Source organism: Sphingomonas sanguinis NBRC 13937, from assembly GCF_001591005.1.
Lineage (GTDB): Bacteria > Pseudomonadota > Alphaproteobacteria > Sphingomonadales > Sphingomonadaceae > Sphingomonas > Sphingomonas sanguinis.
Window position 1 is genome coordinate 26,040 of record NZ_BCTY01000025.1, and the last position, 26,748, is coordinate 52,787.

The 26,748-nt window shown below is 63.5% G+C and carries 29 protein-coding genes; 16 read left to right on the forward strand and 13 right to left on the reverse strand.

Annotated elements, in window-relative coordinates; all coding sequences use genetic code 11:
• Positions 1–25: 25 nt before the first annotated feature.
• From copM to SSA01S_RS11405, 5 genes are all read left to right on the forward strand, one after another.
• The gene (copM, locus tag SSA01S_RS11390; protein WP_052814285.1) at positions 26–409 is read left to right on the forward strand and encodes a CopM family metallochaperone; all 384 of its coding nucleotides are present in this window, start codon (positions 26–28) and stop codon (positions 407–409) included.
• Positions 406–1,365, forward strand: a complete 960-nt coding sequence (locus SSA01S_RS11395) for a cation diffusion facilitator family transporter (protein ID WP_043061452.1) — start codon at positions 406–408, stop codon at positions 1,363–1,365. The genes copM and SSA01S_RS11395 overlap by 4 nt, the downstream gene beginning before the upstream one ends.
• Before the next feature lie 71 nt (positions 1,366–1,436).
• Positions 1,437–1,712, forward strand: a complete 276-nt coding sequence (locus SSA01S_RS20225; protein WP_367890210.1) for a TFIIB-type zinc ribbon-containing protein — start codon at positions 1,437–1,439, stop codon at positions 1,710–1,712.
• 198 nt (positions 1,713–1,910) lie between these two features.
• Positions 1,911–3,002 carry an inositol-3-phosphate synthase gene (locus SSA01S_RS11400; RefSeq protein ID WP_043061451.1) on the forward strand — a complete coding sequence of 364 codons (1,092 nt, stop codon included), beginning with the start codon at positions 1,911–1,913 and terminating at the stop codon, positions 3,000–3,002.
• A gap of 41 nt (positions 3,003–3,043) precedes the next feature.
• Positions 3,044–4,615: a mechanosensitive ion channel family protein gene (locus SSA01S_RS11405; RefSeq protein ID WP_052814284.1), complete on the forward strand. Its 1,572-nt coding sequence runs from the start codon at positions 3,044–3,046 to the stop codon at positions 4,613–4,615.
• A 282-nt stretch (positions 4,616–4,897) separates the two neighbouring features.
• Here the strand turns inward: SSA01S_RS11405 and SSA01S_RS11410 are convergent, their stop codons facing one another.
• Both SSA01S_RS11410 and SSA01S_RS11415 read right to left on the reverse strand, forming a co-directional pair.
• Positions 4,898–5,629 (reverse strand): hypothetical protein, encoded by a 732-nt coding sequence (locus SSA01S_RS11410; RefSeq protein WP_043061449.1) that lies wholly within the window; start codon positions 5,627–5,629, stop codon positions 4,898–4,900.
• A 2-nt stretch (positions 5,630–5,631) separates the two neighbouring features.
• Entirely contained in the window at positions 5,632–6,078 is a 447-nt protein-coding gene (locus SSA01S_RS11415; RefSeq protein ID WP_156477765.1) for a disulfide bond formation protein B, read from the reverse strand.
• Positions 6,079–7,323: 1,245 nt separating this feature from the next.
• Here SSA01S_RS11415 and SSA01S_RS19160 point away from each other — a divergent pair.
• The 4 genes from SSA01S_RS19160 to SSA01S_RS11430 all read left to right on the forward strand — a co-directional run bounded on the left by SSA01S_RS19160 (position 7,324) and on the right by SSA01S_RS11430 (position 11,776).
• Entirely contained in the window at positions 7,324–7,569 is a 246-nt protein-coding gene (locus tag SSA01S_RS19160; RefSeq protein ID WP_022676113.1) for an AbrB/MazE/SpoVT family DNA-binding domain-containing protein, read from the forward strand.
• On the forward strand, positions 7,566–7,952 hold the full coding sequence (locus tag SSA01S_RS11420; RefSeq protein WP_043061448.1) for a type II toxin-antitoxin system VapC family toxin: 387 nt from the start codon (positions 7,566–7,568) through the stop codon (positions 7,950–7,952). The genes SSA01S_RS19160 and SSA01S_RS11420 overlap by 4 nt, the downstream gene beginning before the upstream one ends.
• 78 nt (positions 7,953–8,030) lie before the next feature.
• Complete coding sequence (locus SSA01S_RS11425; RefSeq protein ID WP_043061447.1) at positions 8,031–9,146, forward strand: metallophosphoesterase family protein; 1,116 nt, start codon at positions 8,031–8,033, stop codon at positions 9,144–9,146.
• A complete protein-coding gene (locus SSA01S_RS11430; RefSeq protein WP_061780453.1) occupies positions 9,143–11,776 on the forward strand; it encodes an AAA family ATPase in 2,634 nt (877 codons plus the stop codon). Before SSA01S_RS11425 ends, SSA01S_RS11430 begins: the two co-directional genes overlap by 4 nt.
• A gap of 332 nt (positions 11,777–12,108) precedes the next feature.
• On the opposite strand, the gene SSA01S_RS11435 is transcribed toward SSA01S_RS11430, so the two are convergent.
• The 3 genes from SSA01S_RS11435 to SSA01S_RS11445 are packed head-to-tail and all read right to left on the reverse strand — an operon-like array spanning position 12,109 to position 14,640.
• Positions 12,109–12,900: an SDR family NAD(P)-dependent oxidoreductase gene (locus tag SSA01S_RS11435; RefSeq protein WP_061780454.1), complete on the reverse strand. Its 792-nt coding sequence runs from the start codon at positions 12,898–12,900 to the stop codon at positions 12,109–12,111.
• A 48-nt stretch (positions 12,901–12,948) separates the two neighbouring features.
• Positions 12,949–13,803: an SDR family oxidoreductase gene (locus SSA01S_RS11440; RefSeq protein ID WP_043061431.1), complete on the reverse strand. Its 855-nt coding sequence runs from the start codon at positions 13,801–13,803 to the stop codon at positions 12,949–12,951.
• Positions 13,804–13,839: 36 nt separating this feature from the next.
• Complete coding sequence (locus SSA01S_RS11445) at positions 13,840–14,640, reverse strand: DODA-type extradiol aromatic ring-opening family dioxygenase (protein WP_174521625.1); 801 nt, start codon at positions 14,638–14,640, stop codon at positions 13,840–13,842.
• Between the two features lie 130 nt (positions 14,641–14,770).
• On the opposite strand from SSA01S_RS11445, the gene SSA01S_RS11450 reads away from it, so the two are divergent.
• On the forward strand, positions 14,771–15,679 hold the full coding sequence (locus SSA01S_RS11450; RefSeq protein ID WP_043061432.1) for a LysR family transcriptional regulator: 909 nt from the start codon (positions 14,771–14,773) through the stop codon (positions 15,677–15,679).
• A 218-nt stretch (positions 15,680–15,897) separates the two neighbouring features.
• Here SSA01S_RS11450 and SSA01S_RS11455 read toward each other — a convergent pair whose 3' ends face one another.
• Together SSA01S_RS11455 and SSA01S_RS11460 are read right to left on the reverse strand one after the other, a co-directional pair.
• The gene (locus SSA01S_RS11455) at positions 15,898–16,914 is read right to left on the reverse strand and encodes a zinc-binding alcohol dehydrogenase family protein (RefSeq protein ID WP_043061433.1); all 1,017 of its coding nucleotides are present in this window, start codon (positions 16,912–16,914) and stop codon (positions 15,898–15,900) included.
• Positions 16,915–16,998: 84 nt separating this feature from the next.
• Positions 16,999–17,934 carry a LysR family transcriptional regulator gene (locus SSA01S_RS11460; protein ID WP_043061434.1) on the reverse strand — a complete coding sequence of 312 codons (936 nt, stop codon included), beginning with the start codon at positions 17,932–17,934 and terminating at the stop codon, positions 16,999–17,001.
• 113 nt (positions 17,935–18,047) lie between these two features.
• Between SSA01S_RS11460 and SSA01S_RS11465 the strand changes: the two genes are divergently transcribed.
• The 5 genes from SSA01S_RS11465 (at position 18,048) to SSA01S_RS11480 (ending at position 20,561) form a co-directional block, all read left to right on the forward strand.
• Positions 18,048–18,842, forward strand: coding sequence for a type 1 glutamine amidotransferase domain-containing protein (locus tag SSA01S_RS11465; protein ID WP_061780455.1), 795 nt, complete (start codon positions 18,048–18,050; stop codon positions 18,840–18,842).
• A 71-nt stretch (positions 18,843–18,913) separates the two neighbouring features.
• Positions 18,914–19,210 (forward strand): putative quinol monooxygenase, encoded by a 297-nt coding sequence (locus tag SSA01S_RS11470; protein WP_043061435.1) that lies wholly within the window; start codon positions 18,914–18,916, stop codon positions 19,208–19,210.
• Positions 19,211–19,220: 10 nt separating this feature from the next.
• Positions 19,221–19,397: a hypothetical protein gene (locus tag SSA01S_RS19530; protein ID WP_156477766.1), complete on the forward strand. Its 177-nt coding sequence runs from the start codon at positions 19,221–19,223 to the stop codon at positions 19,395–19,397.
• A gap of 18 nt (positions 19,398–19,415) precedes the next feature.
• On the forward strand, positions 19,416–20,156 hold the full coding sequence (locus SSA01S_RS11475; protein ID WP_043061436.1) for an SDR family oxidoreductase: 741 nt from the start codon (positions 19,416–19,418) through the stop codon (positions 20,154–20,156).
• Positions 20,157–20,267: 111 nt separating this feature from the next.
• Positions 20,268–20,561: a putative quinol monooxygenase gene (locus tag SSA01S_RS11480; RefSeq protein ID WP_037093999.1), complete on the forward strand. Its 294-nt coding sequence runs from the start codon at positions 20,268–20,270 to the stop codon at positions 20,559–20,561.
• A 148-nt stretch (positions 20,562–20,709) separates the two neighbouring features.
• Here SSA01S_RS11480 and SSA01S_RS19165 read toward each other — a convergent pair whose 3' ends face one another.
• From SSA01S_RS19165 to SSA01S_RS11490, 3 genes are all read right to left on the reverse strand, one after another.
• Positions 20,710–20,973, reverse strand: coding sequence for a hypothetical protein (locus SSA01S_RS19165; RefSeq protein WP_043061437.1), 264 nt, complete (start codon positions 20,971–20,973; stop codon positions 20,710–20,712).
• A 394-nt stretch (positions 20,974–21,367) separates the two neighbouring features.
• On the reverse strand, positions 21,368–22,477 hold the full coding sequence (locus tag SSA01S_RS11485; RefSeq protein WP_043061438.1) for an S-(hydroxymethyl)glutathione dehydrogenase/class III alcohol dehydrogenase: 1,110 nt from the start codon (positions 22,475–22,477) through the stop codon (positions 21,368–21,370).
• A gap of 101 nt (positions 22,478–22,578) precedes the next feature.
• On the reverse strand, positions 22,579–23,568 hold the full coding sequence (locus SSA01S_RS11490) for a zinc-dependent alcohol dehydrogenase family protein (RefSeq protein ID WP_043061439.1): 990 nt from the start codon (positions 23,566–23,568) through the stop codon (positions 22,579–22,581).
• Between the two features lie 138 nt (positions 23,569–23,706).
• On the opposite strand from SSA01S_RS11490, the gene SSA01S_RS11495 reads away from it, so the two are divergent.
• Positions 23,707–24,285: a TetR/AcrR family transcriptional regulator gene (locus SSA01S_RS11495; protein WP_241769373.1), complete on the forward strand. Its 579-nt coding sequence runs from the start codon at positions 23,707–23,709 to the stop codon at positions 24,283–24,285.
• A 592-nt stretch (positions 24,286–24,877) separates the two neighbouring features.
• Here the strand turns inward: SSA01S_RS11495 and SSA01S_RS11500 are convergent.
• From SSA01S_RS11500 to SSA01S_RS19535, 3 genes are all read right to left on the reverse strand, one after another.
• Positions 24,878–25,525 (reverse strand): RES family NAD+ phosphorylase, encoded by a 648-nt coding sequence (locus tag SSA01S_RS11500; RefSeq protein ID WP_043061441.1) that lies wholly within the window; start codon positions 25,523–25,525, stop codon positions 24,878–24,880.
• Positions 25,522–26,280, reverse strand: a complete 759-nt coding sequence (locus SSA01S_RS11505) for a hypothetical protein (protein WP_052814282.1) — start codon at positions 26,278–26,280, stop codon at positions 25,522–25,524. Before SSA01S_RS11505 ends, SSA01S_RS11500 begins: the two co-directional genes overlap by 4 nt.
• 201 nt (positions 26,281–26,481) lie before the next feature.
• Positions 26,482–26,646 (reverse strand): hypothetical protein, encoded by a 165-nt coding sequence (locus tag SSA01S_RS19535; RefSeq protein ID WP_156477767.1) that lies wholly within the window; start codon positions 26,644–26,646, stop codon positions 26,482–26,484.
• Positions 26,647–26,748: the final 102 nt, after the last annotated feature.

Sequence of the window (26,748 nt, forward strand, 5' to 3'; positions counted from 1 at the left end):
CCACCCATCCGAAAGGAGAGACGACATGCCCACGATGAAGAAAATGCTGGCGGTCGCGGCCGTCGCCGCGACCGCGTCGGTGAGCGCGCAACCGGTCGCACAGACCATGCCGCACGGACGGCACCTGCGACCGGCCGCACCGACAGGTTCTCCCGCGACGCGGGCGTATCGCGCAGCCAACGCCAAGATGCACGGCGTCATGGACATCCGGTTCACCGGGGATGCCGATGTCGACTTCATGCGTGCGATGATCCCGCACCACGAGGGCGCGATCGCGATGGCGGAGGTCGAGCTGAGATACGGCCGCGATCCCGAAGTGCGGAAGCTCGCACGGGAGGTGGTCATGGCGCAGCGGGCTGAGATCTCGCGGATGCGCATCTGGCTCGCGAAGCGGGAGGCCGGCAAGTGAGCGCCGGTCACGACCACGGCGCCGGAGCGCACGATGCTGGCGCAGGGCACGATCACAGCCATGGCGCGGGCGGTCACAACCATGCGGCCGGCGCCAACGCCAAGATGCTGAGCTGGGCGCTCGCGCTGACCTTCACCTACTTCATCGCGGAGGTGATCGGCGGCTTCGTCTTCAACAGCCTGGCGCTCCTCTCGGACGCCGCTCACATGATGACCGACGTGATGGCGCTGGTGATCGCGCTGCTGGCTATCAAGCTGGGCCAGAAGCCGGCCGACGACAAGCGGACGTTCGGGTATCGTCGTTTCGAAATCCTCGCTGCGGCCTTCAATGCCGTGCTGCTGTTCGGCGTAGCGATCTACGTCTTCGTCGAGGCGATCAAGCGCTTCAGCACCCCACAGGAGGTTCAATCCTGGGGCATGCTGATCGTCGCGACGATCGGCCTCGTCGTGAACATCGTGTCGATGCGGTTGCTGATGGCGGGTAAGGAAGGCAGCTTCAACGTCAAGGGCGCCTATCTGGAGGTCTGGGCCGACATGATTGGCTCCGTCGGCGTCATCGCCGGCGCTCTCACCATCCGCTTCACGGGTTGGACCTGGGTCGACCCAATCGTAGCGGTCGGCATCGGCCTGTGGGTCCTGCCGCGTACGTGGATCCTGCTGCGCGACACCAGCAACGTCCTACTAGAAGGCGTTCCGGGCGGCCTCAAGCTCAGCGAGGTTCGCACCGCCATCGCCGGCGTGCGCGGCGTCGCCGACCTTCATGACCTGCATGTCTGGTCGATGAGCAACGACGAGGTGAACTGTACGGTCCACCTCGTACTCGATCGCGGTGCCGACGTCGATGGGACGCGCTCGGCCGTTCAAGCGCTTCTGCGAGACCGATACGAGATCGGACACAGCACGATCCAGACTGAGGTCTCGGGACGCGATTGCGCCGAACAGGGCATCCATCCTTGAGCCTCTCGGGCGAACCTCAAGGGCAGGCCATGAACGACATCCCATCGTCATCGCAGCGCCGTGACGGCGTTATGCTGGCTCCCGGATGTCAGCTCGGACTGCTGATCGCCGACCGCCGAGGGGGCGAGCTCTACTATCGCCCCCGATGCCGAGGCGTCTGGTTTGACCCGAGCAGACTCGACAAGGTCATCGCGCGAAATCCGCCTACGCTGGCATTGATGGTCCGCGGGACAGCCCGCATCCCAGCAGCGCCCGCTTCCCTGCCCGGGGGCCTGAAACCAGACCGAAGAGCACGCCCGGCATTCGCGGCGCTGGCCGCCATGAGCGAAGTCGACGAGGGGGCGTGATCGACGGCCTCTTCAACCACTGAAAAGCAAGGCGACGAAGAGCCGTCGCTTGCAAGCAGCATTCAAGCCGACGTGATCAATGGCGCCGCCAATCCAGGCGGTGTCCTGGGCATGATCAGAGCGATGTCTGCGCAGGCGTCACGCATGGATGCTCACCATCGATAAAGCCGAGCAACGGCTGCATACCGGAGTAAATTCGTGAAACTCATCAACATCGCCATCGTCGGCATCGGCAACTGCGCGAGCTCGCTCGTCCAGGGGCTGGAGCATTATCGCGGAGGCACCAACGACGCGGCCGGCCTGATGCACTGGGAAGTCGGCGGCTATGAACCCTCCGACATCAAGGTCGTCGCCGCCTGGGACGTGGATACGCGCAAGGTCGGCAAGGACGTCGCCGAGGCGATCTTCGCCAAGCCCAATTGCACCGCGGTGTTCGCCGCCACCATCCCGTCGACCGGCACGGTGGTGAAGATGGGCGCGGTGCTGGACGGCGTCGCCGACCATATGAGCCAATATAAGGACGATCGCACCTTCGTGGTCGCCAACGACACGCAGCCGACCAAGGAAGAGGTCGTCGCCGAACTGAAGCGTTCGGGCACCGACGTGCTGATGAACTACCTGCCGGTCGGCAGCCAGGAGGCGACCGAATTCTACGCCGAATGCGCGCTGGAAGCCGGCGTCGCCTTCGTCAACAACATTCCGGTCTTCATCGCCTCCAACCCCGAATGGGCGAAGCGCTTCGAGGATGCCGGCGTCGCGATCATCGGCGACGACATCAAGGCACAGCTGGGTGCGACGATCGTCCACCGCGTGCTCACCGACCTGTTCGCCAAGCGCGGCGTCAAGCTCGACCGGACGTATCAGCTCAACACCGGCGGCAACACCGACTTCCTCAACATGTCGAACCACCGCCGCCTCGAATCCAAGAAGATCTCGAAGACCGAGGCGGTCCAGTCGGTCGCGGCCGAGCGGCTCGACGACGACAACGTCCATATCGGGCCGTCGGACTACGTGCCGTGGCAGAACGACAACAAGGTATGCTTCCTGCGCATGGAAGGCCAGCTGTTCGGCGGCGTGCCGATGAACCTGGAACTGCGCCTGTCGGTCGAGGATTCGCCCAACAGCGCCGGTGTCGCGATCGACATGATCCGTTGCGCCGCGATCGCCAAGGACCGCGGCATCGCCGGCGTGATCGACCCCGCATCCGCCTATTTCTGCAAGCATCCGCGCACCCAGATGACTGACGACCTCGCCCAGATCGCGGTCGAGAACTTCATCGCAGGCGCATGAGGCCATCGATGCTTCGTACATCACGCCTACACTTGATCGGCATGGTGCTCCTCGCGGGCGCCGTGCCGGGTCGGGCACAGTCGCAGGCCGCCCCGAAAGCCGGCGCGTCCGCGTCGTCCACAAAGCCCCCGACCGACATCTATGGCCGCGACACGCCGCGAGGCACCGTCTCGGGTCTTCTTTCCGCAATGGCCGAGCGCGATTACAGCCGGGCCGGCCGCTACTTCGAAGCCAAGGCGGACGTTCGCCGTCTGACGGAGGAGCTTCAGTCCGTATTGGATCAGAGCGGTGCGATCGATCCGTTCGTTTCGCTGTCCAACGACCCGCAGGGAAATCTGGAGGACGGTCTCGGGTCCAACATCGAACGGGTAGGAAGCCTCTCGAGAACGGGTGACGTACCCATACTCCTTACCCGTGGCGGAACGGCAACGGCCGGCAACGTCTGGCGTGTGGCGCTGAAGACCAGCATCGCCGCACGGCGGCTGCACGAGCATAGGAACACCGGCAAAGGCGGGCAACCGATCGAAATCGGGGGCGCGGCGGTCGGGGACTGGTCGACCCTGCTCGGCCTCGCGTCGCTCGTCTTCCTTGGCTTCTACGTGGTCAGCGCCGGGATCCTCTTCGTGATGAGGCGCACGATCCACGATCACGAAAGGAGCAGGACCTATCGTGTGGCTCAGGCGGCGATGCCGCCGGTAAGCCTGTTCGGGGCGACCCTGCTGTTCCAGCTATGGGCGGGATCGCTGCCGGTCTCCATCATCGCACGTCAAATCCTGCTGCGGTACCTGGGTGTTTTCGCCTGGATCGCGCTGGCGTGGTTCTTCGCCCGCATGATCGATGCGGTGGCACAGCTCAGCATCAATCGGCTCAAGGGACTGGAACGACGGCAAGCGGTGTCCGTGATCAGTCTCGTCCGTCGCGCTGCGAAGCTCGTCCTGCTGTTCATCGCGGTCGTGGCCGTCCTCGACACGTTCGGGATCGACGTCACGACGGGGGTCGCCGCATTGGGCATCGGCGGCATCGCCTTGGCTCTCGGGGCGCAGAAGACGGTCGAGAACCTGGTCGGAAGCGTGACGTTGATCGCAGACAAACCCGTGCAGGTCGGCGACTTCTGCAAGGTCGGTGACGTGGTAGGCACGGTGGAGGACGTCGGCATACGTTCCACTCGCATCCGCACCTTGGAGCGGACCGTGGTGACCATTCCAAACGGAGATTTCTCGGCGCGACAGATTGAAAACTTCGCTCGACGGGACTCCTTCCTATTCAATCCGATCATCAGGTTGGAGCACGGGATCAGGTCCGACAAGCTGCCCGCGACCCTCCACATGATGACGGAAATCCTGGAGGCGAACGAACATATCATCAAGCCGGGCGCGCGGGCGCGCCTGAAGGACATCAATCTGAGCTCCGTAGACATAGAAATCTTCTCCTACATCAGGGCGCAGGACTTCGACGAGAGCTTGATCATCCGACAGGATTTGCTCTTGAAGATCCATGCCAGCTTGGAGAAGGCTAAGGTTCCGATAGCCTACGCCACGCAGACCGTTCACCTGAAGCATGTGGATACCGACTCGGACGACGTGCCTGCGGAAGTCTCGCCGATTATAACCTGAACCTGGGACTTGCGCAGGGTGCGGGAGCGTGTTCGTCGAAGAAAGGTGCATCTAATGCGATGATGCAGGTCTTACCTGCGCTGCATCATCAGAAGCCACAGGTCCTCTCATACATGCGATGGCGTTCGATCCGGCTCATGCCAGTGGAACTATTCTTTAGCGGATTTGCATATTTCCCCTGCCGATCCGCAATTGAGGTTTGGACATGGCGGATCCTCATCAATAGCTCGTCAATCGACGGAGGCGCTGCGCGCTTCGGTTTCCCACGCGCAGCGCCTTGGCTCACGGCAACCTGACGGTCGCCAGTCCCGAGTTGCCCGTTCGGCCGTTCACGGCGTTGACGTAGATCTTCGCCTTCCCGGCTCGCGGTAGGGCGATGCGCCCACTGAACGTCCCAGGCGCCGCGGTGAACGCAAGCGGCGCGCTCGCCAGTTCGTGGCGCCCGCTCCAGATGCTCGCAGTGACGGCGTAATCGGCGGATGGCCAAGGTCCATCGGGAGTTATCGGGCAGCCGCACATCAGCTCGACCTTGGCCGTGATCAAAACCGATCGGCCCTGCGTCGATATGGTGGGCGTGATCGCGAGCCCCGGAAGCTCGACAAGCCAGCCATTGCCTGCCGTCACCGGCACGCCTGGGACGATCCAGCGCTGCGATCTCACGCTGATCCTGGATCGAGGACGACCTATGGGGCCCTCCACCTCAAGGTCAACGAGCGTCGGCTCGCCGAGATCGAGAGTGACCTTGTAGGATGCGGCATCGGCAAGCGCGATCGAAGGGCTGCGTCGAGACGCCTCCATGATCCGCTCCGTGTCGCCCGTCCCGCCCCTTGTGACGCCGCGTGCGAGCACCCTGCCCGATTTCACCTCGCGCAGCGTGATGGATGCTCCTCCCGTGTGATCGCCGACGAACTTCCCGTCCTGGCTGATTACCCGCACGACGATCTGCGTCGGCTCGGCCGCCGCGGGCGCGACCATCAAGAGCCATGCGATGCATGCCACCGTCGACTTCAGCATGATCAGGCCCTCTCCGTCCGAAGCGTCTGCCTCGCCGAGACCTCGAAGATGATCCCGAGCTGAAAGGACATGATCACGATGGCGCACGACGAGAGGATCGTCGAGTCGAACCAGATCGGATCATGAAGCTTGAACGTCCCTTTGAACATCGCGAGCCAGCCGCCATTGAAGTTCTGCATCATGCCGACGCCCAACCCGAGCGTGGCAACAGCGACTGCGGCATACCGGAGGAAGAACCGATTGCCGTACGGGAGAAGCAGAATCAGTATCCCCAGGATACCGATCGCCGAACGTTGGACTCGACAGAACGGACAGGCGTAGGTCGCCTGTGTGAGATCCAACGTCCAAGTGGCGACGCTGATCAGGATCGATACAAGCCCTGCCAGGAGCAGGAAGCGTTTGGTGCTGATGGCTGCGAGCGTTGTCTCGCTGTGACGTTGGCTGAGCATGAAGGTATGTTCCTCGCTTAGGTCGAGTCTGGTCGCGCGCCATCCGCGGACCGGAGGCGTCATGCGACCTTTCGAATCTTCCATCGGTCATGGAATTATGGTTGGAGGCGGCGGACGCAGAGGATGCCGCCTGACCGATGCCTAGCGGGTCGAGGGTGGTCCCCGTAGTGGAGGACGAAGACGTGGAGGAGCCGGCACAGTGCTTCGTACGGCGTGGAAGATCGACGTCTTGATGATGAAAGCGAGGGCGGCAGTCAGTAGGACCGGATCGACCGCCGAGCAGATCGAGGTGTCCGTGGCGGAGACCGAGCACGGTGACGCAGGGCGGATGGATTCGGAGCCGTCGCGCGTGTCCGTCGACGCACCCGGAACCTGAACGAGGGTCACCAGCGGACCAGAGCTCGTGCAAACCGCCATGACCACGTGGTTGCCCGCCCTCTGCGGCATGAAGCCGCTCGGGACGACGAGTCTTGCTGCGATCGCGAGCACCGCGAACCATATCGCCAGATGGCGCGAACATGGTTGTTGGAGCATACCCATGATGACGGGGTACATGACGTTCAACGCCGTGTCATGCAGGTTGTGGGCTTTCGACCGGAGAGTTGGTGCTTGATGCCGCGAGCGTGTTCACACCGACGACCAGCGGCGCGACACGTACGTCTCGCCCCATCCATCCGGGGAGCGGCCAAACTTTCAAATGTCCGGGATCCACAGGTAGTCCGATGGTGTGCCCTTCGCGAGGAACACGGGCCCGCCGGCACCGTGGCCGTTCGGTGCGGTAGCCCCAGCGCCCGCCTTGAAACGCATCGACGCCGCTACCGCGTGGATCGCGGCGCGAGGTTCGGCTTCCGCGACCAACGGTGTGCCACGTGACACACCGCGGGCTACTGGCGAGAAAGAAATCGATCCCGTCTTACGGGTCGACGATGATCGGGCGCTTCGGATCTATGGATCGGTGCGTATGGTCTTTTATAGCTAGCTCATCGCATGCAAAACGCACCAAAATTGAGAGTGGTACCTTTGAACCTGTAGCACACGGAAAGTGTACTGAGACCCGGTAGTGCTATACGGGTATACCCAAAACGCACCTCCTAAAAAGCGCATCTGGCAGGATCGTAGCGGTGTGACACGTAAGGACAAGCATGACATTGGAGTGGAAGATAGGCGCAAGAGCGACATTGTTGTCGTAGGCGGACGTTTTAGCTATATTGCATCGAAGTGGTGCATCGGGGCTGACGTGCTAACATGACCTTGCAAATTAATATTACCCCTAACGGGCGCATGAGTCTGCCAGCGGACGTCCGGAAGCGCCTCGGTCTGAGTGGCGGTGGTGCGGTCTACCTCGACGAAACCGAAGATGGTGTGGTCTTGCGAACAGCAAGTCAGGCAGTGGCACGTGCCCAAGCCCTGGCCAAGCAGTACACCGGCGGTAACCCTGACGCTTCTGTTGACGCTTTTCTCGCCCGACGTCGGGAAGAGAGCGGCGAATGAGCGTGGTGCTTGACGCGTCTGCGATCATCGCGATGCTCAAGGGCGAGCGCGGCGCGGCAAAAGTTGCGGCGGAAATCGGTGGCGCGCGAGTGAGCAGCGTCAACTATGCCGAGGTCGTCAGCCACTTCGTCCATGCCGGCATGCCCGAGCGCGAAGTCGATGCGATGCTTGATCCATTGCCGCTGACGGTCGTGCCGGCCGACAAGGCGCTCGCGCAGATCGCTGGGCGGTTGCGGGCGGCCACAGCCGAGGCGGGGCTCAGTCTCGGTGACCGTTTCTGCCTGGCACTCGCACGGCGCGACGGTCTGCCCGCATGGACCAGCGACCAGAATTGGAAGAAGGTCGCCGACGCCGTCGAGGTCAAGGTTGTCGCGATCCGCTGACTTCGTACGGTCAAGGGTTAGGGGAGCGGGTAGGGGGCTCGGCTCGACTGCCATGGCCCACACCGCCAGAAGGTTTCGATGCTACGCCTGATCCACACAGCAGACTGGCAACTCGGCAAGCCATACGGCCGCTTCGACAGCGATGTGCGCGCTGCCCTCAGCGAAGCCCGATTCGATGCGATTGACGCGATCGGCAAGGCGGCAGCGGAGCATGAGGTCAGGCACGTACTGGTCGCCGGCGATGTGTTCGATACCGAAGGACCAGAAGACCGTGTGATCGTGCAGGCGGTATCGCGAATGCAGCGCTATGCCTGTACCTGGTGGCTGCTGCCCGGCAACCACGACTTCGCCCGCAATAGCGGCTTGTGGGACCGTGTCCGCGCCAAGGGCGCCGCCAATGTCCGCGTCCTCGCCGAGCCGGTGCCATGCGAGTTGGAGCCCGGGCAGTGGCTGCTGCCGGCACCGCTAACCCACCGGCACAATCTCGACGATCCAACCGCGCTGTTCGACACGATGGAGACGCCAGGCGCGCGCTCGCGCATCGGTCTCGCTCACGGCTCGATCCGCGACTTCTCGTCGCGCGGCGAGGCGCAGAACCAGATCGCACCTGATCGCGCGCAGCGCTCCAACCTCGACTATCTTGCGCTCGGCGACTGGCACGGGAGCCTCAGGGTCGATGCGCGCACCTGGTACTCAGGAACGCCAGAAACCGACCGCTTCCAGCGGGATGAGCCGGGCTACGCTCTGCTCGTGACGCTTGAGGCAGGGGCGGAGCCGTCGGTATCGCCAATCCGTACTGGCAGGTTCCAGTGGCTGATGCGCTCGTGGACGGTGGCCGACGCGGAGGGCTTTGCCGCCGAGTGCGACCGGCTGCTTGCGCAGGTCGAACCATCGGCAACCCTCCTGCAGCTCTCGCTCTCGGGTATCGTCAGTTTGTCCGATCGTATCGCGATCCTTGCGCGTCTCGACAATGACCTGCGCCATCGCCTGCGCCATCTGGTGGTTACCGCCGACGATCTCGTCGGTCGGCCGAGCGAACAGGATTTGGCAGACCTGCGGGTCGAGGGAATGATAGGTACGGCCGCGGGCAAGCTGATGAGCATGATAGAGGCCGGTGGCAGCGACGGCGCCATTGCCAGGCGCGCGCTTGAGCGCCTGTTTGTGGAACATCAGCGTGGGCAGGACGCGGCATGAGCCTTCGAATCCGGCGCGTTGCGCTTTCAAACTTCCGCAAATACCGCGACCCCTTCGTGCTCGACGGGCTGACCAACGGGCTCAACGTCATCATCGAGCCCAACGAAACTGGTAAGTCGACGCTGCTGGAAGCGATGCGCGCCGCCTTCTTCATCCGGCACAACACCGCCAACCGGCTTGCGCGTAGCTATGCGCCTTACGGTGAGGCCGTCGCTCCGCAGATCGAGATCGGCTTCGAGGCGAAAGGTGAGGCGTGGGAAGTCAGCAAGCGCTTCCTGAAAAGTGCTTCGGTTGAGGTTCGGGGACCGAACGGGCGTGCGCAGGGCGAGGATGCCGAGGCGCAGCTGCAAGCACTGCTCGGTGCGCGTCGCGACACCAGCCAGGGCGGCGACGCGGCCGCCCACGGCGCACTCGGCCTGCTGTGGGTCGGGCAGGCACAGGCGCTTGAAGTGACGGCGCCGGGTGAGATCGTGCGCGACAGCGTTCGCGCTACGCTGGAAGCTGAGGTCGGCACGATCATGGGCGGTGCCGCCTACCAGCGTGTTCGTCCCCGCATCGACAGCCAGTTCGCGGAATACTGGACCAACAGCGGTCGGCCGACCGGTCGCCAGACCGCGGCACGCGACGAGCATGAGGCAGCACAACGCGCCGCGAGCGAGGCGGCCACTCGGCTTGCCGCCTTGGAACAAGGCTTCTCCGATCTCGAGGCTGCGCGAGCGCGGCTAAAGGTGCTAGACCGCGATCTTGCCGATACCACCGATGCTGAGCAGCGTCGGACGCTGGTAGGCCAGCTCGATGTGGCGCGCTCTGCCGCTCAGCTGCTCGACACACGCCGCGCAGAGCACGGCCGCCTTGTCGAACGCGTCAGGGCCCTTGAGGATCTCGCATCGCGCCTCGCAACCGCCCGCAAAGCTGTCAGCGACACGGCTACGGCGCTCAGCAAGGCACGGGATAGTCGATCCGGCTTGGTCGGGGAGCTGGCGGCCGCACAGGAAAGAGCGAGGATAGCCCGTGAGCTGCTAACCCGTGCTCGTGACACTCGGCGGACCGCTCACGCGGCACTTGATGCTGCTCGGATTCGGGCTGCGGAGCGCGAGCGCCGGGGGGCAATCGGCGAGGCACGACGGCGTTATACCGAGTTGGTTGGGCTGGAGGCCGAATACGAAGCGACGCGACAGCTCGCGACTGCGACGATCCCTGCCACCGTCATCAAGGCCCTCGAAGAACGTGAACGTGCCGTGGACAAGGCGCGGGCGGCTATGGATGCCGGTGCGACGCGGATAGAGTTCGCCGGTGATGTCAGCGGTCTGACGATCGACGGAGCTGCGGCGGAGCGTGGAGACCGCATGCTGTCTCGCGAGACGCGCATCAGACTGGGCGATGCCGAACTGATCATCCGTCCGCCGGTCGGGCTGCAAGGCGCCGAGACGGCACTCGCCAATGCGACCGATGATCTGAACTCAGCCTTGGCTGAGCACGGGGTGGAGAGTGTCGCTGCGGCTCGTGATCGTAACGAGGCGGCACGAGACGCGGTCGCCAACCTTCGCACGCTTGAAGCGCGGATCGCCGGGATCACGCCTGCCGTGACGCTGCTCGACGTCGAGGCGGGTGCTTCGGCCCTGAAACTTTTCATCGCCGGATTGCGGGAAGGCGCGGAAGGGGAGGGGAGTGGCGAAGAACCAGACGTCGAGGCGCTGACGATCGCGTCACGTGAGGCGGATATAGCGCTGGCAAAGGCTGAAGGTGTCGATGCGGTGGCATCCGAGCAGTTGCGCGAGGTGGAGGCGCGCAATGCTCCATTGATGGTTCAGGAAGCTGGCGCCGAGCGGGATGCGCTGAATGTCGCGGCCCAGCTTGCCACCCTGGAAGCCAAGTCCGAGGTGGCCTCGCTTGACGACGCTTTGCGCGATGCGCGCCAGCAGGAGGCGGCAGCGCTCGTCAACCTGCAGGATGCCGAACGCGCGGCGACTGCGCATGACGTTGTGACGATCGAACGGCAGATCGGACTGCTGGACAAGCGGGTCGAGGTGGCCCGGGCCCAGCGTACCGACCTGGAAAAGGTGATTGCCGGGCTCGAGGCGCGGATCGAGGCGGAAGGCGGCAAGGGGCTGGCCGACCGCGCCGCAGTTGCGCGTGAGGAGGCTGATGCCGCAGCTGCCAATCTGGCACGTGTGACGCAGGAAGCCGAAACGCTGAAGTTGCTTCGCGACACTTTGGAGAGCGCACGCGCCGAGACGTCACGGACGTTCGTCGGGCCTGTGGCGCGGCGTGCGCGCCGGCACATCGAACGGCTGCTGCCGGGCGCGGACCCCGGCTTTGGCGACGACCTTGGCCTGGCGTCGATTGCGCGGGGCGGATTAGCCGAGGGTTGCGGCGATCTCTCCAGGGGCACGCAGGAACAGCTGGCAGTCCTCACGCGGCTTGCCTTTGCCGACATGCTCCTCGAGCAGGGCATGCCGGTCTCGCTGATCCTGGACGACCCGCTGGTCTATTCGGACGATACCCGCCTCGATCTTATGACCGAGATTCTGACGGAGGCAGCAACGCGAATGCAGGTCATCCTGCTTACCTGTCGTGATCGCGCCTTTCGCCATCTTGGTAACCGGATTAGCCTGGCGGGAGGTCGGTAACGGAACCTAGAAATTCTGGTGGTTAGCGGACCGGCCGCTTTTGGGTAAAGCAAGGCGCATAGCTGACGTTGGCTACCGCGGCCCCCGTTCCGATTGGGATCCCATGCGAGACGGGATCCCGAAACCTTGGGGTGTCATCTCGCCCTCAACCGGACCGGCCACCAGCGGCGCATTTTTCAACAGCCCCGGTCGATTTTCTGGCGGTCTGGCTTTCCGTTTCGCCACGCTCGACAAGCAGTTCGGGAAACGGCACCCGCCTTGCCGTATGTCGTGCAACTCGCGCATTGGTAGTGCTGGCCGCCCTTCCCAATCGGGATAGGACAAACTGAAAGTCAGGCGATCGTATCCACCACACCGCCGTCAACGCGTAGCGCCGCACCGGTGGTCGCGGACGCTTGTGGAGAGGCGATGTACACGCACAGGTTGGCGACTTCCTCGACCGTGGCAGCGCGCTGGATGATCGAGGACGATCGGTGTGCCTTGACGAAATCGGCGCCGGCCTCTTCCAACGATTTGCCCGAGGCGACCGCATCCGCCAGCATCTCGGATACGCCCTCCGAGAGCGTCGGACCGGGAAGGATAGCATTCACCGTTACACCCGTACCCGCCATGCGCTTGGCGAGGCCACGCGACAGGGCGAGGTCGGCGGTCTTGGTCACGCCGTAGTGGATCATGTCCGCCGGGATGTTCAGGCCCGACTCCGAGGACAGGAACAGCACGCGACCCCAGCCCTTGTCGCGCATCCGCGGCAGATAGGCCCGGGACAGGCGTACGCCCGACAGCACATTGACCTTGAAGAAGCGTTCCCATTCCGCGTCAGGCGTCTCGAAAAAGTCCTGCGGGCCGAAGATGCCGGCATTGTTGACCAGGATGTCGACCGCCGGAAGCGCGGATACGATGGCATCGCATCCGGCTTCCGTTCCAACGTCTCCGGCTACACCGCGCACATCGGCATCCCCGACCTCACGCTTCAGCCTGGCCACCGCCTCCTGGGTGCGGCTCTCGTCGCGCCCGTTCAGGACGACGATCGCCCCGGCTGCCGCCAGCCCCTTCGCGATTGCGAAGCCGATACCGGCGGTCGAACCGGTCACGAGCGCTGTTTTGCCGGAAAGGTCGATGTTCATGCGCTATCTCCAGGGATGGCTTTTTAACCGTCGGAGGATTGCGTAACGTCAGCCCTGCGCGGCGAGTTGCGCCCGCACGGCGTCGGCCAGCGGCGTCGTCGGACGTCCGATCAGCTTCGAGAGCTGATGGCCGTCATCGAACAGCGCGCCGTTCGAGGCATCGACGTCCCACGCCGCGAGCCCTTCGGCGAAGCCCTCGGGCAGGCCGACCTGCTTCAGGATCGCAGCGTAGTCGGCCTGCGGCAGGTCGCGGTACGGGATGTCGCGACCCGTCTGGCGCGAGATCTCGGCGGCAAGGTCGGCAAGCGTCACCGCGTCGTCACCAGCCAGCTCATAGGTCTTGCCCTCATGGCCCTCGCTGGTCAGCACGACGGCTGCGGCCTCGGCATAATCGGCACGGGTCGCGAGCGACAGGCGTCCCTCGCCAGCGCTGCCGACGAACGCGCCATTCTCCAGAGCCGCCGGGATCGAGCCCGTGTAGTTCTCGGTGTACCAGCCATTACGCAGGAGGGTCGTCGGGATGCCGGAGGATGCCAGCATCGCTTCGGTCGCACGGTGCTCCTCGCCTAGGCTGATCGGCGAGCGGTCGGTGTGGAGCAGGCTGGTGTAGACGATACGCTTGATGCCCGCCTGCTTGGCGGCCTCAATGACGTTGCGGTGCTGCGGCTCGCGCTGCCCGACTTCGCTCGACGAGATCAGGAGCAGCGTGTCGACCCCGGCCAGTGCCGGAGCAAGCGTCTCGGGCTGCGCGTAATCGAACGCGCGTGCCTCGACGCCCAGATCGCTGGCCTTCTCGGGCGAGCGCACCAGCGCCACGATCGGCTCGCCGGTCGACTTGCGCTTCAGGCTTTCGATGACGAGGCGGCCAAGCTGGCCGGTCGCGCCGGTGACGGCGATGGTCATGACAATTCTCCTTCGATGACGCGTTGAGAGTTGAGATCAGTTGAAACGGAAGCCGGAGATGGCGGTCGACAGCACTTCCTCGGCATAGACCCGGGCGCCTTCGCCTTCGGCCGCGCCGGCCGCGACCATCAGGGGCAGCAGATGCTCCTCCTTGGCCGGGGGATGGGCGAACCGCGCCGAGGGCGCATCGGCCCATTGCGTAAGACGCTCGGCCCGCTGTGGGCCGTCCAGCTCCATGCTTTCGGCCAGCCACTGGTCGAACGCCTGCGAGCCGGGCGTCGAGCGCGGATCGCCATAGGCGCGCATGTTATGGAAGCTCATGCCCGAACCTAGGATCAGCACACCTTCCTCACGCAGCGGCGCAAGGGCGCGGCCCGCAGCGACATGGAGGGCCGGGTCCAGCCCGCGCTCGACGGACATCTCGATCAGCGGAATGTCCGCATCCGGAAAGGCGACCTTGAGGGGCACGAACACGCCGTGATCCAGGCCCCGCTTCGGGTCGACAGACGAGGGGATGCCCGCATCCTTGAGCAGAGCCGCGGCACGGGCGGCGAGCGCTGGTGCGCCCGGCACGTCGTAGCGCAGCTGATAGGTATGGGGCGGGAAGTTGTAATAGTCGTAGATCAGCTCGGGCCGTTCGGCGCCGGTGAAGGCGAAGCCGTCCGTCTCCCAGTGTCCCGAGACGACGAGGATGGCCTTGGGCTTCTCGGCAAGCGAGTTCGGCAGGCTGCGCAGGAACGCTTCCATACCGCTCCACACGCCGCGCGGATCGTCCATGAAGAAGCAGGGGCCGCCGCCATGCGGGATGAAGTAGGTAGGCTGGACGCTCATGGTCATACACTCCGGTGCAGGCGCCACGGAAGCCGCCTGGATCATTGTTCGATCTGTTGACCGGAATATGTGCCCGATATCGCGCAATGATAATCGTTCGCGTAGAAGGATCAGCTTCAACCACGGGTAGGAAATCATGGCTGATCGATTGACGGGTATGGACGTGTTCGTCCGGGCGATCAGGCTCGGTGGCATCTCTGCTGCCGCACGCGATCTGCACATGTCGCCGGCGATGGCGGCCAAGCACCTAGACGCCCTCGAAGCGCGGCTCGGCACCACGCTGATCCAGCGCTCGACGCGTCGGCTGTCGCTGACCGAGGCAGGCACCGACTATTTCGAAAAGGCCGAACGTATCCTGATGGAGATCGGAGAAGCCGAGGCGGAGGCATCGTCGCGGTCGATCACCGCGCAGGGACTGCTGCGCGTCAGTGCGCCCGCCACCTTCGGCGTTCTGCACCTTGCCTCACTCATCCCTGCTTTCTCCGCACGTCATCCCGAAGTGACGATCGAACTGGGCTTCAACGATCGTTACGTCGACCTGCTGGAAGAACGTTGGGATGTCGCCGTACGGATCGGGCGCCTCGCCAACAGTGCGCTTGTTGCCCGCAAGCTCGTGGCGATGCGCGTCGTGTTGTGTGCCGCACCCTCTTATTTGGCGAGGCGGGGAACGCCAACCCGCCTGGCCGATCTCGGCGATCACGATTGCCTGGGCCACACCAACGCGTCGCTTGCAGGAACGACATCGTGGGCGTTCGGCAAAGACGGGACGATCAAGGTGCCGATCTCAGGATCGATGTGTTCCGACAATGGCGAGGCCTTGGTTCGCGCTGCCATCGCGGGCCAAGGGCTGGTCTATGGGCCACGCTTTATTGCGGCAGAGGCGCTTCGCGCCGGCCAATTGAGCGAGCTTGAGCTGGACGAGCCGCCTATGATGCTGGGAGCGGCATATGCCATCACACACCCGACGCGGCGCCCCGCCGCCAAGACGCGGGCGTGGATTGACTTCTTAGCCGAAGCACTCCCCGCTCTTGGCACCGATTGGTGAGAGGCCGAGCTAGCAGACGTCCCGAGTTTTCACCCGAGGACCGCGTCTGCTATCTCAAAACATCACGGTCTTTTATGATTGTAGATATCAGTGACCCAGCGAAAGCGACGCCCACAACCGCACATGGCTGGCATCGATAACGCCGAGGCTTGGTCCTTTTCAGTTGGTGCGGCGGGGGCCGCGGGCACGGCGGACGTTGCGGGTGAGCGTGAACCGCATCACTGCCAACCCTCGATGACGATCTTGCCGCGTGCGGTAGTGCTCTCAAGCGCCTGGTGCGCACGCTTGAGGTTCGCGGCGTTGATGGGGGAGAACCGTTCGGTGAGGGTGGTGCGCACGTCGCCGGCGTCCACGAGGCTGGCGATGGTCGACAGGATCTGACCCTGCGTTTCCATATCAGCGGTCTCGAACATGGACCGGGTGAACATGAACTCCCAGTGGGTCGACACCGACTTGCGTTTGAATGGTACGACATCGAGCGTCTTGGGGTCGTCGATGAGCGCAAAACGTCCCTGCGGGGCGATCATCTCGGCGATCTGCTCGATATGCTCGTCGGTGTGCGTGGTCGAGAAGACGAAAGCCGGCGCGCCAATGCCCAAATTCGCCACTTGCCGAGCCAGCGGCTGGCGATGATCGATGACATGGTGCGCACCGAGCTCGGCCACCCAGGCCTGCGTTTCAGGGCGCGAGGCTGTCGCAATGACGATCAGCTCGGGTACCTGGCGAGCAAGCTGGATTGCCATCGAGCCTACCCCGCCGGCACCCCCGACAATCAACAGCGCATGTGCTGCACCGGCTACAGGAGTACGCACGGACAATCGCTCGAAGAGGGCCTCCCACGCAGTGATCGCCGTCAGCGGCAACGCCGCTGCCTCTGCCCAATCGAGGCTAGCCGGCTTCTTCCCGACAATGCGCTCGTCGACCAAGTGCAACTCGGCGTTGGTCCCATCGCGGCCGATGCTACCCGCGTAGAACACCTCGTCGCCCGGTTCGAAGCCGCGCACTTCAGGGCCAACCGCGCGAACGACACCGGCGGCATCCCAACCCAGGACGCGCCAATCACCGTGGATCGAACCCGAGCCAGCGCGCACCTTCGTGTCAACCGGGTTTACCGAGACAGCCTTGACCTCGACGAGGAGATCACGGCCGGTAGCGTTGGGATCGGGAAGTTCGATATCGACGAGAGCTTCTGTGCGATCGATCGTTCCGGGCTGCTGGTAGCCGATTGCGCGCATGATAAATCCTATCGTCAGAGGCTATATAGCGAATTTTGTTACCTACGGGATACGCACAAGCGACGTCGCGGTTCGACATCGTCCTCAGGCTGGCGACGGCGTGGCTGCCGCTGCCGTCTTCCCCGTGAGGTCAGTGATGACCGCGCCGATCAGCGCCCGTAGCCAGCGGTGTGCGGGATCATGCCGATAGCGGACGTGCCAAGCCATTTCCACGGGAAAGCTGCCAAGGTCGACCGGAGCCGGCAGGATCTTCAGCCGGGGGTCGTGCATCAGCCGCCTGCAGATGAGCGAGGGCAAGGTGGCGCAATAGTCGGTCACCGCCACCATCTCGGCTACCGCGAAGAAGTTTGTCACGGAGATTGCGACGTCGCGCTTCAGCTGCTGTTGCGCCAGCGCCTGGAACAGCCCGGCGCGCATCCGTCCGGGCGGCACGATGTTGACGTGCTTCATCGCCTCGAACTGCTCGCGCGTCATGGCATCGCCGACGCCCGGATGGTCGGCGCGGACGGCGCAGGCGAGCCCTTCGTCCATCAGGTGCTGGACGACGAGGTTGTCGGGCGGATCGACGATGCGGCCCAGCACGAGCGCCGTCGTGCCCGACACGACGCCTGTTTCCACAAGATCGTTGCCGTAGGGCGTCAGGCGGAGCTTGATGCCGGGCGCGACCTTCTCCAGGCGCGCCACGACAGCGGGGACCAGGACGAACTCGACATAGCCGTTCGGCGCGATGGTGAAGAGCCGTTCGGCCTGTGCGGGATCGAAGGCCTGCTGACCGAGGACCGCGTCGTCAAGCTGCGCGAGTGCCTCGGCGATCAGCGGTGAGAGTTCAAGCGCGATCGGGGTCGGCTGGATGCCGTAGCGCTCGCGGACGAACAGTTGGTCCTGAAGCATCAGTCGTAGACGCGATAGGGCATTAGACAGGGCGGGCTGTGTCATGCCCATTCGCTCGGCGGCCCGCGTGACGCTGCGCTCCTCCATCAACGCCACGAAGATCGGCAGCAGGTTCAGATCGTAGCGCACGCAGTCATCCTGTCAGACGTATATCTGACATTAGAAAGATAAACTTCTAGAATATATCAACTAGGCCCATTTCCCATCCATCGGCGACGGGCGCCGCGAACATGGAGGTTCAGATGAGCAAGGGTCAGGTTCTCGTTCTTGGATCGAACGCGACACAGCTCGGTCTGCGTGGCGGCAGTACCGCAACGGTCGGTCAGTATCTCAACGAAACGGCAGTCCCCGCGCTGGCACTGCTCGACGCCGGCTATGATATTGTTCTCGCTACGCCCAATGGGACCAAGCCGCACATCGATGCCGGTTCCGACACGAAGGACCACTTTGGCGGTGATGAGGCGGCATACCAGCGCGCCAAGGACTTCTTCGCCAGCCACCCGGCCATGAACGACGTCCGCACGCTGAAATCGGTCGTCGACGAGGGTCTGGACGGCTTCGTTGGCGTGTTCGTGCCGGGAGGTCACGCGCCCATCGTCGATCTGATGCAGGACCGCGATGCGGGCACGATCCTCCGTCACTTCCACGCGGCGGCCAAGCCGACCGCGCTCCTCTGCCACGGACCGGTGGTCGTTGTTTCTACGCTCGACGATGCTCCGGCCTTCCGCAAGGCGCTGGAGGAAGGCGATGACGCCGGGGCGGCCGACCTGGCGCGAGACTGGATCTACTCAGGCTACCGCATGACCGTCTTCTCGGCGAGCGAGGAGAAGATCGCTGAGGAGCAAGTGCTGAAGGGCGAGCTCTTCTTCGACATGGAAAAGGCGCTGCGGTCGGCCGGTGGCGACGTCTCTGTCACCGACAAGAACTTCGCTTCGAATGTCGTCGTGGACCGGGAGCTGATCACGGGTCAGAATCCGGCGTCGGACCAAGCCATGGCCGACGCTTTGATCGAAGCCCTCGATCGCGCCGCTGCGTGAGTACCAGGATGACGGGCGGGGCGCTCAGGATGCGCCCCGCTTCGGATATAACCAGGACAGGATATGGTGCCATGACCGCCAACGTGAAGATCGTCGCCGTCCTAACCGCCCGTGCGGATACCGTCGACCGCCTGCGCGCTCTGCTCGACGCCATGCTAAAGCCAAGCCGTGCCGAACCGGGCAATTTGCGCTACGATCTCTGGCAGGACCAGAGCGATCCGAACCGCTTCGTCCTCGACGAGCTGTACGCGGACGCGGATGCGGTTACCGCCCACCGCGCGACGCCCCACTTCCAAAACTACCTCTCTCAGATCGGCGATCTGGCCGAGCGCGCCACGTTTGTCCTCAACCCCGTCTCCGCGACCTAAGGGTGCTGCCATGGGCAAGCTTAAAGAATGGGTGGGGTCGGCGCTGCTGGCACAACCGTTCTACATAGAGGAGCTGCGGATGATCGGCCTGTTGGCACCTGCGCTTCGCGCGGGCCTTATCGGCCTCGTTCATCCACGCGGCTACCGCTGGCGCGGGGCCGCGACGCAGCGAAAAATCAACATCTGAAGTGAAGGAAACACAGTCATGACCAAAGGTATCGAAGGCAAGGTTGTTCTCATCACCGGCGGGAGCACCGGCATCGGCGCCGAGACCGCGCGTCTTCTCGCCGAACGCGGTGCGAAGGTCGCCATCGCCGCACGGCGCAAGGACAAGCTCGACGAGGTCGTCGCGCAGATCGCCGAGAACGGCGGAACGGCACGCGCCTATGCGCTCGACGTCACCGACAAGTCGGCGGTCCAGACCGTCGTCGCCGCGATCGTCGCCGACTTCGGCCGTCTCGACGTACTGATCAACAACGCCGGTCTGATGCCGATCCGTCCGATGGCCGAGGTCAACACCGACGAGTGGGACCAGATGATCGACGTCAATTTGAAGGGCACGCTCTACGGCATCGCCGCGGCTCTTCCCGGCTTCCTGGAGCAGGGCAGCGGCCACATCATCAACCTGAGTTCGGTCGCCGGCATCAAGGTCTTCGCCCCGGGCGGCACGGTCTATTCCGGCACCAAGTTCGCCGTCAGCGCGATCAGCGAAGGTCTTCGCCAGGAGGTGGGCGAGAAGGTCCGCGTCACGTCGATCGAGCCCGGAGCCGTCGAGAGCGACCTGAAGTTCACGACGTCGGGTACGGCTGCTGAGACGGTGCTGGACTTCTACAAGCAGGCCATCCCGGCGGCATCGGTGGCGCGTGCTATCGCGTTCGCTGTCGAACAACCTGATGACGTCGACGTCAACGCGATCGTCATCCGGCCGACCGCACAGCAGTTCTGATTTCGACGAGGAGGCGGGGCCGCGTTTGCTCCGCCTCATGGGGAACGTAGCGGCCCGCTCTTCCGTTACTCTGCCGAATAATGACTGTCGGTTTCACTTGAGGAGTCATTTATGCCCAAACTTGCCCTGTATGTACCACTGAAGGCCAAGCCCGGAAAAGAGCGTGATGTCGCCAATTTCCTGACCTCGGCATTGCCGCTCGTTCAAGCTGAGGCGGGCACTCTGACCTGGTATGCGATCGAGGAAGGTCCCGGTGCGTACGCGATCTTCGATACGTTCGACACAGAGGAGGATCGGCAAGCCCATCTCGACGGCAAGGTTGCCGCCGCACTGATGGACAAGGCAGAAGAACTTTTTTCTGAACCGCCGCAAATTCACAAGTTCACCCTGCTGGCCGCGAAATAGCCGAGCGGTCGGCACCCTAAGCTGCTGTCTGACTGCAGGGTAAGGTTCGTGTTTCTATCCGGAATGGGTGGCCCGGCCGTATCGGGAAATGAATAGATGAATATGGCAGGTCATCCGCAATAGTGGATGACCTTGTCTTCTGCACTTATCATATCTCTGAATTTAACGATAAGGCGCCGTTGATGGGTCGCGACGTGACGGCACCATTCGTTCGCGGGAGGGTGCCGAACGCGAGCGATGACTTGCCCGAGCCCGATATGCCGGTGAACACCACGAAGGCGTCGCGCGGTACATCGACGTCAATATTTTTGAGGTTATTCTGGCGCGCGCCGCGAACCTGCACGCAAGCGGGCAGCCCCGTATGCCCATGATCGGTGGCCGGCGTCGTCGCGTGAATATCCTTGCTCTTCAATTCAGTCTTCCTGCCCTATCCGCCCGTGCGGCCCGTGGTTCATCACAGTCGGGGAACAGATGAATGCTTTTCCGACTCAATACATCCAAAGGTCAGGCTGGCCCGATATTCGGCACCTTTGAAGTATTTTTCCAGCAGTGGACAAAGGTTACGATAAAACCATTTTCCCTGTTGGGTCGCGCGACGAGGCCACACACACTCCGCTGGTAAGCGCCTGGGCTGGGCGGCCCTGGTCCGTGCCGCTATCGGCATGTAACGACCGTACTTCGGCGCTTGTTACCGCATCGCGACGCGTTGCCCATTTGCCAGAGCGCGCTTCATCATGGCCGGGGTCGGGCCATGATGACGGCCGAGTTGTCGATCCGAGCGCCTCGCGCCGCTTCGGATCGGCGGGTCAGTAGTGAATGACCGTGCGGATCGACTTGCCTTCGTGCATCAGTTCGAAGGCCTCGTTGATCTCCTCCAAACCCATCGTGTGGGTTACGAATGGGGCCAGATCGATATCGCCTCTCATCGCATCCTCGACCATGCCGGGGAGCTGTGTCCGTCCCTTGACGCCACCGAAAGCGGACCCCTTCCATACGCGGCCCGTGACGAGCTGGAATGGGCGGGTGGAGATTTCCTCGCCCGCGCCGGCAACGCCAATCACGATCGACTGACCCCAGCCACGGTGCGCTGATTCAAGCGCGGCGCGCATGACGTGGACGTTGCCGATGCACTCGAAGGTATGATCGATGCCCCAGCCCGTCATCTCGATCAGCACTTGCTGGATAGGCTTGTCATGGTCCTTGGGGTTGATGCACTCGGTAGCACCGAACTGGCGTGCCAGCTCGAACTTGGATGGATTGGTGTCGATGGCGATGATGCGACCCGCCTTCGCCTGGCGCGCACCCTGAATCGCCGCGAGGCCGATGCCGCCGAGGCCGAACACGGCGACCGAGTCTCCCGGCTGGACCTTGGCGGTATTGTGGACTGCGCCGATGCCGGTCGTGACGCCGCAGCCGAGCAGGCAGACATGTTCGGGGTTTGCCTCGGGATTGATCTTGGCGAGCGAGACTTCGGCGACGACAGTATATTCACTGAAGGTTGAACAGCCCATGTAATGATAGAGGGGCTGACCATTGTAAGAAAAGCGCGTGGTCCCATCGGGCATCAAGCCCTTGCCTTGCGTTTCGCGGACAGCGACGCACAGGTTGGTCTTGCCCGACAGGCAGAAGTCGCACTTGCCGCATTCGGCGGTGTAGAGCGGAATCACGTGATCGCCCGGTCCGACGCTGGTGACGCCTTCTCCGACCTCGACAACGATGCCCGCGCCCTCGTGGCCCAGAACCACCGGGAAAACACCCTCCGGATCACTCCCCGCCAGCGTGTACGCGTCGGTGTGGCACACACCGGTGTGCGTCACCCGTATGAGGACTTCGCCTTTCCGGGGTGGGGCGACATCGATCTCGACGATTTCGAGTGGCTTGCCCGCCTCGAAGGCTACAGCGGCGCGAGATTTCATGTTGGGATACCCTCGTTGAGTTAAACCGATTGCTGGTGCGAGGCCGTCGCGTCAGCGCAAATTCGTGGGGGAGCGATCGCTCACTCCCCCCGGTATGCAGGTCAGACCGTAACGACGACCTTGCCGACCTGGTCGTTCGATTCGAGGAAGCGGTGAGCGTCCTGGATCGCGTCGAGCGGGAAAGTGCGCGCGATCCGCGGCTTGAGCGCGCCCGATTCCAGACCCGCCACGATGAACGCCTTGGCGCGATCGAGGGCGGCATCGTCCGAGACGATCTCGCTGTAGAGATACCCCTTGAGCGTGAGACTCTTGCCCAGCACGGAGAACAACGGGAACGGCGTCGGTTCGCCGCTGAGCGCGCCATATTCGAGCAGGATGCCGCCGCGTGCCATGCTCTCGGTCAGCGGCTCGAACGACGGGCCTCCGACCGGATCGAGCACCACGCGCGCACCCTGACCATCGGTTATCTCCATCACCCTCGCTACCAGATCCTCTTCCCCGGTCGCGACGACATGATGTGCACCGGCATCGATCAGGGCCTGGCGCTTGGCGCCGGTACGCGTCGTCGCGATTACCGTCGCGCCGACCATCCGCGCAATCTGGAAGGCAGCAAGGCCGACGCTGCTGGAGGCAGCAGTGACGATGACGAAATCGCCCTCGCCGAGTTTCGCCTGCTCCACCAGCGCACCCCAGGCGGTGACATACTGCATCCACACGGCCGCCGCTTCCTCGAACGTCAGCGCCACCGGATGCTTGACGACGAGGCGGGCGGGCACGTTGGCGACCTCGCCATAAGTGCCCCAGCGCGCGATATCGAGCGGGGGGATGACGCTGACGGCTTCGCCTTCCGCAAACCCGGTCACGTCCGCGCCGACCGTAACGACAGTGCCGGCAGCCTCATAGCCAAGGCGGCTCGGGAACTCGGCTTCCTGAAGGTAGGCATGGTTGCGGAACATCACCTCGGCGCGGTTTATGCCTATCGCCTTCACCGCGATCTGCACTTCGTCGGCCGCGGGCGCGGGGACTGCCACATCTTCAATCCTGAGGACGCTGGCGTCGCCATATTCGTGGATGCGGACGATGCGGCTCATTGTAAAATCCTTGATTATTGAATGATCGTTCTGTAAGGAGACGGACCACCCGTTTCAAGATATTATTTATCGATCGTTCCATATCGTGCACGAAAGATGACAGAGACGAAAGCCCGTCGCCGCGCAGGTCGCCCTCGTGTGTTCGACACTGACGCTGCGCTCGACAAGGCGGTGCGGCTGTTCTGGCAGCGCGGCTACGAGGCGACATCGATGGCCGATCTGGTGGCGGAGACTGGCGTCGCCGCTGCCAGTCTCTATGCAGCGTTTGACAACAAGGCGGGGCTGTTTGCGGCGGTGATCGAGCGCTACGCCGCGACGTTCAGCGTCCACCTCTATTCACCCATCAACGATCCGGCGTTGTCCACCTACGAGGCCGTCAAAGGCCTGCTGGAACGAGCGGCGTCATCATTCTCGGAACCTGGAACGCCGGCCGGCTGCTTCATGTATTCGGCAGCGGCAGCCGTTTCGCCGGCGTCCGCCGCCATCGAATGCCTGCTGCGCGACAAGCGTATCGCGGCGGAGGCTCTCCTGATCGAGCGTCTGCAACGCGGCGCCGCGCAGGGCGAGCTTGCGGCCAACACCGATCCGGCCGTGCTAGGCAAATTCATCAATACGGTCATGGAAGGCATGTCCGTTCAGGCGCGCGACGGCGCTACGATCAACGAACTGCTCTCCATCGCCAAAATGGCACTCGATCGATGGCCGGCCGCGATATGATCGTTACATGGTGGTCATCTGCCAATCCGCCTCCCGCGACCGAACAGTCGAACTCATCTCATTGGACGAAAGCACATGAAACACGTGACATTGCTCGGCGGGGAAGTGGTTCCTTCAATGGGTCAAGGCACCTGGAAGATGGGTGAACGTGCTGAGCGGCGATCCGATGAGATCGCCGAGCTACGCGCCGGTGTCGAGCTAGAGCCGCCTCGACGATCCGCTCGAACGTCGCCAAGGCGTCTTCGGCGAGGTCTCGCAGGATCACAGATCGGTCTGCTTCTACCCTCTCGGAAGGATTCGTCGCCACTGGTTCGCCCCCTCAATGCATTCTTAGAAGCAAGTTGAGCTCAGACGGTGGTTGATCGCAAGAACTTACGTGTCGCGCGCGCCTTGATGTGTGCCCACAGGCCAATCCGATTTTAAGGTCGCCACCTTGGTGACGGACACGAGGCCTTGAGGCCGGAACGCGACGGCCCGTGCTCCTGATCTTGGCAGCCGGCGCTACGCGTCGATTAGGAGATACATATACCACGATACCCCACCTGCGGGAGCGTCAGCACGGCGTTATTTTACCGCAAATTTCGCTCCCATCTTACGCGACAAGGGTCACGCCGGAGCGATCGGCAAGCGCCTTGAAGCGCATGGCGAGCCCCGGATCACCATCGATGCCAGACGTGCTGACCACGCTTAGCGCACCAGGCGGCACGCGATCGCCGAACAACATCATCGCCTGCGACGAGGGATAGGGGCGAGACTCCCAGACCATCCCATGCGTGGCGGCGTCTTTGCGATGCAGTGCCGCAGACCAGCGCCGCGTGTCCGGAAATTCGCGCGCGGGCGTGTCGATCAGCTGGGTACGGGCGACGCCCAGCTTCATCAGATCGGGCGCGAGAAAGGAGCGAAGCACCAGCGGGCTGGCGACCCGGAGTACCGAGCAGCGAACATCGGCAAGCCTGCTCAGCGCAAAGGTCTTGAAGGTCTGCGTGGAATCGAGATCGTGGAAGATCGTATCGTACACCGCAGCCTCAAACCCGTCTGCGGCATAGGCCGTCGGCACCCGCTTGCGCACCGGGCCGATCGGCGCGAAGCGCGAAGCGCCGAAACCCGGATTGAACGCGTCTCCGGCAAGCTTCTCGGCGTGAATGCGCCAAAGCACCGTCCCCACCGGTAGGTCGGTAACGTGGGTCGGGAAGGCGGTCGGCGGTTTCGCAACGATGCCTGTCGGAGCGAGGGCCGTCACCCGCTGATCTCATCACCTTCGTGGGCTGCCGCCTCGAGAACGGCTGCTGGTTCGTCGAACCGCTCAATGGGTGCGGGACCACCAAGCCATGAGTTGGACGATACGAACCAGAAAGCAACTTGCCATGGCGTGCGGTTCGCGGGGAGGGCCGCGAGAACCTGCCGGATTAGCGGAAGGGGTTTGCCGTCGGCATCGAACTGGAACGCGGGAAAGCGATCCTGCCCCTGATAGGGGACGGCGAAGACACGGGCCTGCGCCTTCCAGCGCGCGGCCGTCTGGTGGCGGTTCTTGGCTTCGTGCCCGGCGCGCGCGGCAACCTCGACCGAGGTAAGCGTCTCGACCTCCTGAAGGAAGCGCTGCCGGATCGCGGTGTTATCGGCCGCGACCGCAGTGTGAAATTCCGCCATCGGGTCATGCGTGTCGGCCAACACATCGAGGAGCTGCTCGATCTTGCGCTCGAGGTGTCGGGTGCGAATGTCGGGCAGCAGCTTGTCGACGATGGCGTAGAGCGCCTGCCGATCCGGATCAGTTGCAATACCGGCTTCAGCTAGCTGCTCCAGCGCGTGATCGACGGCGGTGCGATATTGTGCGGAGAAGCCCTCAACCGTGGGCGCTATATATAAGGTTTCGTCGACCGTAGGCGCCGGCTCGGATCCACGCTGTTTGGCTGGCTTGTTGCGTGCGGTCTCGACCAAGCTGGCGAACACCAGATTGGCAAAGGCACCCGGATCAACGGCGTTGGCGAGGGTCGCCATGAGCAGCTCCTACGGTTAGTCTAGCTAACATATAAGCGATCTAACCGGCTTCGTCACCCTCATTGTATTTTCCGGTAACCCCTCTTCCTGGAAAAAGAGAGTGGCCGGGCAGGGCGCGTGTTGGTTCTCCTGAAACGGGACGCTGGATATCGCACTGCTTCGGATGAGCCGGTCAGCCGCCTAATTGCGGGTACGGCCCGCCTATGACTGGCCATCACTGGAATGGCTGCTCGCTAGCACGCCGAAATGGGTCCAGGCGATGTTGATCCAGAACTGCAAGGACTGGTTGGCGCCGCTGCGCGCTCGTGGCCAATGCACCATCGGCAAATGGGACTGGACGTTGCCGACATTCTGGCGCAGTTTCATGCGTGGCTCGCCGAGCCGAAGCACGCCAGCGCGAGCGGGTGTCGCTGATCGGGTGAGTGCCGGTAGAGCGGCCTAAGTGCTTCCGCCGCAGAGCAGATTTGT